This is a genomic window from Caulobacter sp. P1_B12_2, from assembly GCF_056406675.1.
Map to the genome: position 1 here is coordinate 1 of NZ_JBFTZS010000627.1, position 2,036 is coordinate 2,036.

The 2,036-nt window shown below is 67.7% G+C and carries 2 protein-coding genes and 1 pseudogene; 1 reads left to right on the top strand and 2 read right to left on the bottom strand.

What is annotated here, in order from left to right:
• Both AC1DZ6_RS24200 and AC1DZ6_RS24205 read right to left on the bottom strand, forming a co-directional pair.
• Positions 1–651 (bottom strand): Na+ dependent nucleoside transporter N-terminal domain-containing protein (locus AC1DZ6_RS24200; RefSeq protein ID WP_477099652.1); only part of this gene is annotated, 651 nt, incomplete at its 3' end.
• 144 nt (positions 652–795) lie between these two features.
• Positions 796–1,545, bottom strand: a complete 750-nt coding sequence (locus AC1DZ6_RS24205) for an EF-hand domain-containing protein (protein WP_477099651.1) — start codon at positions 1,543–1,545, stop codon at positions 796–798.
• Between the two features lie 312 nt (positions 1,546–1,857).
• Here AC1DZ6_RS24205 and AC1DZ6_RS24210 point away from each other — a divergent pair.
• A pseudogene (locus tag AC1DZ6_RS24210) lies at positions 1,858–2,036 on the top strand (ABC transporter permease); the annotation flags it as partial.

Consider the following 2,036-nt stretch of genomic DNA (forward strand, 5'->3'; position numbering starts at 1 on the left):
GAGCGAGGCGGCCAGCACATGGGCGGCGGCGTTGGGCAGCACGTCGTGCAGGATGGTGGCGTAGGCCACCATGGTCGAGCCGGACACGCAGGCCATGCCGACCGTGATCAGCATGAACAGCTCGGACCGGGTCAGGCGCTCCAGATAGGCGCGGATGAAGATCGGCCCCTCGATCTGGCCCATGAAGATGGTGGCGGCGGTGGCCAGGGCGGGCGGGCCGCGCAGGCCCAGCGTCTTCTGGAACAGGAAGCCCAGGCCCTTGGCCAGCCACTTCAGGATGCCCCAGTGCCACAGCAGGGCCGACAGGGCGCAGACCACCAGGATCACCGGCATGACGCGGAACGCGAACAGGAAGCCGGCCCCGGGATTGGTCTCGGTATAGGGCGGGGTGGTGCCCGACAGGTAGCCGAACACGAAGTTGGTGCCGGCCTGGGTCGACGAGGCCAGGCCCTCGACCGCGCCGTTGACGCCTTGCAGGGCGTTGCGCGTGGCCGGCAGCTTGAACAGCACGAACACCAGCAGCAGCTGGATGGCGATGGCGCCGAGGGCCAGCACGAACGGGAAGCGCTTGCGGTTCTCGGACACGAGCCAGCAAAGGCCGAGGATCAGCGCCACGCCCGAAAGGGCTTGGACGTTCTCGGGAAGGAAGATCAAGACGGAAGATCCTAAATGAGCGACGCGCCCCCGCGACGCAGCCAAGGGACCAAATGACTATGAATGGGGGGCGCGGCGCAAGCGCTATGCTGCTGAATTCGCGAGGGTCGAGCGATCTGCCCGACCCTCGCGCCAAATGCTTCACGCCGCGACGTCGACCGACGAGGTCGTCGAGGCGGCCGAATTGGCGAGGCTGCTGGCCAGTTGGCTGAGCAGCTTCTGCATCAGGTCGGCGGCGTCGGTGGAGATGTCCGACCCCAGCTGGTCGTTCGCCGAGGTCAGGGTCTGGGCCAGTTCGGCGGCCGAGACCACGCCGTCGCCGTTCAGGTCGGCGGCGTCGGTGGAGGCGGAGGTCGCCGAACCGCTGTCGGCGCCGTCGCTGGGCGGAGGACCGGGCGGCGGGCCGCCGGGACCGTGGGGACCGCCCGGCGGCTTCATGGCCTGGAATTCGTCCAGCGACAGCGTTCCGTCGCCGTCCGAGTCGCCGTTGGCCAGCATGTTCGACGCCATGTCCGCGGCGCTGGGCGCGTCGGACGGCAGGTCCGTCGGCGCATGAGCCGCCATGGCCGTGGCCAGCTCCTCGCTGGTCACCGCCCCGTCGCCGTCGGCGTCGGCATCGGCGAACATCGAGGTGGCGCGGTCGGTCTGCTGGGTCTGCTGGGTGGTCAGCAGCGAGGCCAATGTATCGGCGCTGAAACCCTGGCCTGACGAGGACCAGCCCTGCATCGGCGGCGGCGCGCCGTTCTTGCCTCCCGAAGGCAGGTTTTGCCCGATCGCGGCGAACGGGTCGCTCGACGTCGCGTCGGCGGTCGTGGACTGGGTCGAGGCGGCCGCTCTCGCCTGCAGCAGTTGCTGCAGAAGCGATGAGGACCCGACACTGGAGATGGTCATCTGTCTCTCCTTTGAGAAAGGAGCGCCGGACCCTGCGCCGAACGCCCGCGCCGAAGGCTCGACGCGGCAGGTTCGATGCGAAAAACGTGCCTTATTTCAAGTTGTTACGACAAGGATACAATGGCGGCTCCACCGATACATCGGTGCGGAATGGGCAAGCTTCACCGAAGGGCGCGCGATCGGAATCGCGCCGCCAAAACACGCAGAACGCCGCTTCAAGGAGGTGCGCCACGCGCCTTACCCCGATTTAACTTGGCCGCTTGAAGTTCGCCGGGCATTGCTGCAACCCTAGATTTGGGGAGCGTACCGAGCATGTCGTTGGCCTTGGCCACACTGTTGTACGAGTGGCGTCGGTACATGGCGGCCGTGGTCGCCCTGGCGTTCTCCGGCTTGCTGGTGCTGGCCCAGGTCGGCATCTTCGTCGGCATCGGCAAGGGGTTCACCGCCCAGATCGACCGCGCCCGCGCCGACATCATGGTGCTGGGTCCCGG

Coding starts and splice junctions, on each gene's coding strand:
- AC1DZ6_RS24205 (WP_477099651.1), bottom strand. CDS start 1,545: ATGACCATCTCCAGTGTCGGGTCCTCATCGCTTCTGCAGCAACTGCTG.